Origin of the sequence: Streptosporangium nondiastaticum, assembly GCF_003011965.1 — a bacterium.
Taxonomy (GTDB): Bacteria; Actinomycetota; Actinomycetes; order Streptomycetales; family Streptomycetaceae; genus Streptomyces; species Streptomyces nondiastaticus.
In genome coordinates, this window is sequence record NZ_PXWG01000250.1 from 1 (window position 1) to 4,398 (window position 4,398).

A 4,398-nucleotide genomic window follows, 5' to 3' on the forward strand; every position below is an offset into this window, starting at 1 on the left:
GGAGCCGCCGGCCGCGGGCGCGGGCGGTGCGGGGGCGGCGGTGCGGTCCTTGCGGTCGGCGCGCGCCGCGGCTCGGCGCTGTGTGCCGGGGAGCCGGGCGCTCCAGCGGGTGAAGTTCACAGAGGATTACCTCGCGGAGTCGTTCCGGACCAGCTCGGCGACGTGGCGTGGCCGATCCGCGTGCCCGGCGCGGGGCCGCGGTTGGCGGTGCGGGGGACTGCCCCCGGGGGAATGCAGCAAACGTCCGAATCCTCGTAATTGTTACTCTTCGCAGGTACGAGCCCACCCATGGTCACACGACCAGTGTGGCCGACCGGACTGACATCCGTCAGACGTCGGCCTCTCCGGGGGAGTTCCCGGCTCCGCCACAGGGCCCATGACCTGCTTCAACTCGCTTCCGGGTGACGTCCCGTGTCTGCGGCGAGTTCGAATTCGGCCCGGGGGTTTTCGAGCGAGCCGAGGGAGACGATCTCGCGTTTGAAGAGGCCGGTGAGGGTCCACTCGGCGAGGACGCGGGCCTTGCGGTTGAAGGTGGGGATCCGGCTGAGGTGGTAGGCGCGGTGCATGAACCAGGCCGGGTAGCCCTTGAGCTTCCTGCCGTAGACGTGCGCGACGCCCTTGTGGAGGCCCAGGGAGGCCACGGAGCCGACGTACTTGTGCCGGTACTCCTTGAGGGGCTTGTCGCGCAGGGAGGCGAGCACGTTGTCGGCGAGGACCTTGGCCTGCCGGACGGCGTGCTGGGCGTTGGGCGCGCACACGGCGTCGGGGTCGTCCGAGGTGAGGTCGGGGACGGCCGCCGCGTCGCCCGCGCCCCAGGCGTGTTCGACGCCGTCCACGGTGAGGGCCGGGGTGCACTTGAGGCGGCCGCGGCCGTTGAGGGGGAGGTCGGTGGCGGCGAGCACCGGGTGGGCCTTGACGCCCGCGGTCCAGACGAGGGTGCGGGTGGGGAAGCGCGAGCCGTCGCTGAGGACGGCGATGCGGTCCGCGCAGGAGTCCAGGCGGGTGTCCAGGCGCACGTCGATGTTGCGCCCGCGGAGCTCGCGCAGCGCGTAGCCGCCCATCTCCTCGCCCACTTCGGGGAGGATCCGGCCGGTGGCCTCGACGAGGACGAACCGCAGGTCCTCGGGTTCGAGGTTGTGGTAGTACCGGGCGGCGTAGCGGGCCATGTCCTCGAGTTCGGCGAGGGCCTCCACGCCCGCGTAGCCGCCGCCGACGAAGACGAAGGTCAGGGCCGCGTCGCGGACGGCGGGGTCGCGGGTGGAGGAGGCGATGTCCAGCTGTTCGAGCACGTGGTTGCGCAGGCCGATGGCCTCCTCGACGGTCTTGAAGCCGATGCCGTACTCGGCGAGACCGGGGACGGGCAGCGTGCGCGAGACGGAGCCGGGCGCGAGGATCAGCTCGTCGTAGCGGATCTGGATGGCGCCCGTGCCCTCCTCGTGCGTGGCGAGGGTGTTGATGGCGGCGGCGCGCTTGGCGTGGTCGATGGACCTGACCTCGCCGATGACGACCTGGCACTTGTCGAGCGTGCGGCGCAGGGGGACGACGACGTGGCGGGGCGAGATCGATCCGGCCGCGGCCTCGGGGAGGAAGGGCTGGTACGTCATGTACGGCTCGGGGTCGATCACGATGACGGTCGCCTCGCCGCGCCTGAGCTTCCGCTGCAGGCGCAGGGCGGTGTACATCCCGACGTAGCCGCCGCCGACCACCAGAATGCGCGCCGGTTCCTTCGCCAAGGCCACTCCTCAGTCGTCGAGGTCCGCGAGCACAGCTCCTTCCCCATGACGCACCCCCGGCCGGAGTTTGTCCACAGGCCGTGCGAAATGTATGACCGGCGGCGGAGCTGATCCCTCCGCGGGGGGCGCACCGGTTCGAGAGACAGGTGCGCAGGTCAGGGTGGATGCGGCGGGGTTGTGGGGTGGTGCAGAATCGGTGCGGAGGGGGGATGTACTCCAATCGGGGATGCCCGGTGCGGAACTACCCCTTCTTTCTTGACCTGGGCTCAACTATGTTCGTACTCCGTCGGGGTGTCAGAGACGTGCCCCGGCAGTCAGGGCGGGGAGTCTCCGGGGGGAGACGTCATAACCGGGGGAACACATATGCATATGCAGGGCTCTCATTGGTCGACCGCTGTCGCGCCGTCAGAGGCGGGCGGTGGCCGCAGCACGCCGTTGCGCGTGGACGCCCAGCGCAATCTCGAGCACGTACTGCGCGCGGCCCGCGAGGTCTTCGGCGAGCTGGGCTACGGCGCGCCGATGGAGGACGTGGCGCGGCGCGCCCGCGTCGGCGTGGGGACGGTCTACCGCCGCTTCCCCAGCAAGGACGTCCTCGTCCGGCGGATAGCCGAGGAGGAGACCGCCCGGCTGACCGAGCAGGCGCGCACCGCGCTCGGGCAGGAGGACGAGCCGTGGTCGGCGCTCTCGCGCTTCCTGCGCACGTCGGTGGCGTCCGGCGCGGGCCGGCTGCTGCCGCCGCAGGTGCTGCGGGTCGGCGTCGACGTGGAGGCGGAGGAGATCGAGGCGCGCGTGCCGCAGCAGCGGCAGCCGGGCGTCACGGGCGGTCAGCTGCACGAGCTGCGGCTGGTCGAGCAGCGGCCGGCTCCGGCCGCCGAGCGGCACGACGCGGGCGCCGCGGCGCTGCTGGAGGTCGTCGGCCGGCTCGTGGAGCGGGCGCGGGCGGCGGGCCAGCTGCGGCCGGACGTGACGGTGGCCGATGTGCTGCTGGTGATAGCGACGGCCGCGCCGTCGCTGCCGGATGCGGTGCAGCAGGCGGCGGCGTCCTCGCGGCTGCTGGACATCCTGCTGGAGGGGCTGCGGTCGCGGCCGGCCGAGTAGGCGTCCCTGAGTGCGCTGCTGAGTGCGCTGCTGCGGCTCGCTTCGGCAGCGCACCTGAGTAAGCCACCCGAGTAAGGCCATGCGAGTAAGGCCACCCGAGTAGGGCTATCCGAGTAGGGCTATCCGAGTGAGCACCCGCGTGTGCGCGCTGCCGGCAGCGCGCACACGTGGCTCGCTTTCCGCAGCCCGGATCGCGTAGCTCCTACTCCCCGGATCGCGTAGCTCGTACTCCGTGGCTCGTTTCTGCAGCTCGTTTCTGTGACGGGCGCGTCCGGCGCGGCTCTGCAGGCCGTCCGGGCGCATCCGGAAGTCCTTCCCCGTTCGGGTGACGTCCCGTACGCCATGCGACAGAAGTCGCCCCGGACGAGTGGTTGCTGCCCATCGCGCGCTGGTGACGGCCGGTGCTGTGCCACGCTGTCCCGGTGTTCGGGTGTGCCGGCATGTACAGGGGCCTGCGCTATGGGTGTTGACGGGCAGGAAGAACCGGGCGGGAGCGAGAACGAGGACGGACCGTCCTCGCCCCGGCCCTCCGGTGAGGGGCGTCCCACCACGCCCGTCGTGCCGCGGCAGCGCCGCCGCAAGCACCGCAGGACGGATGCCGCCGCCGACGCGCCCCTGACGGACATCCAGCTGGTGGCCCGGATGCGGGCCGGCGAGAACGACGCGTACGAGGAGCTCTACCGCCGTCACGCCCCCGCGGTCCGCCGCTACGCCCGTAGCTGCTGCCGCGACAACCACACCGCGGACGACCTCACCAACGAAGTATTCGCGAGCACCCTGCAGGCGGTGCGGAGCGGCGCGGGGCCCGAGTCGTCGGTGCGCGCCTATCTGCTCACCACGGTGCGGCGGGTCGCGGCCTCGTGGGGGAAGAGCGCCAAGCGGGAGCAGCTCGTCGAGGACTTCGCGGAGTTCGCCTCGTCGGCCGAGCGGCTGCCGGCCGGTGCGGGGGACGACGAGGCGCTCGGCCTCGGTGCGGACGTGCTGGCCATGCAGGAGGCCGAGCGCTCCCTGGCCGTGAAGGCGTTCCGCAGCCTGCCGCCGCGGTGGCAGACGGTGCTGTGGCACACCACGGTCGAGGAGGAGTCGCCGAGCGAGGTCGCGCCGCTGCTGGGGCTGACGGCCAATGCGACGGCGGTGCTGGCGCACCGGGCGCGCGAGGGCCTCAAACAGGCGTATCTGCAGGCCCATGTGAACTCGGCGCTGACGACGGGCGGTGACTGCGCGCGCTATGCGGACCGGCTCGGCGCGTATGCCCGGGGCGGGCTGCGGCTGCGGGCCGAGCGGGGCCTGCGCAGGCACCTGGAGAGCTGCGCGCGGTGCCGCACGGCGGCGCTGGAGGTCGCGGACGTCAATGAGCGGCTGCGGGCGCTGCTGCCGGTGGCGGTCATCGGCTGGTTCGCGGCCGGGTTCTCGGCCAAGGCGGCCGCGGGCCTGGCGGCGGGCGCGGCCGGAGTCGGCACGGCGGCGGGGGCGGGGGTCGCTGCCGCGAGCGGTGGGACGGCCGGGGCCGGTGGTACGGGGGCGAGTTCCGGGGCGGGCACGGGGGCCGGTGCGTCCGGCGGGAGCG

3 protein-coding genes are annotated in these 4,398 nt (G+C 72.8%); 2 read left to right on the forward strand and 1 reads right to left on the reverse strand.

Annotation, left to right across the window (positions count from 1 at the left end; translation table 11 throughout):
* Positions 1-386 precede the first annotated feature (386 nt).
* Positions 387-1,733, reverse strand: coding sequence for an NAD(P)/FAD-dependent oxidoreductase (locus B7P34_RS35185; protein WP_106682195.1), 1,347 nt, complete (start codon positions 1,731-1,733; stop codon positions 387-389).
* 441 nt (positions 1,734-2,174) lie between these two features.
* Between B7P34_RS35185 and B7P34_RS35190 the strand changes: the two genes are divergently transcribed.
* Both B7P34_RS35190 and B7P34_RS35195 read left to right on the forward strand, forming a co-directional pair.
* Positions 2,175-2,831, forward strand: coding sequence for a TetR/AcrR family transcriptional regulator (locus B7P34_RS35190; protein WP_223268572.1), 657 nt, complete (start codon positions 2,175-2,177; stop codon positions 2,829-2,831).
* Between the two features lie 459 nt (positions 2,832-3,290).
* On the forward strand, positions 3,291-4,398 hold a 1,108-nt coding region (locus B7P34_RS35195), incomplete at its 3' end, for a sigma-70 family RNA polymerase sigma factor (protein ID WP_146167025.1).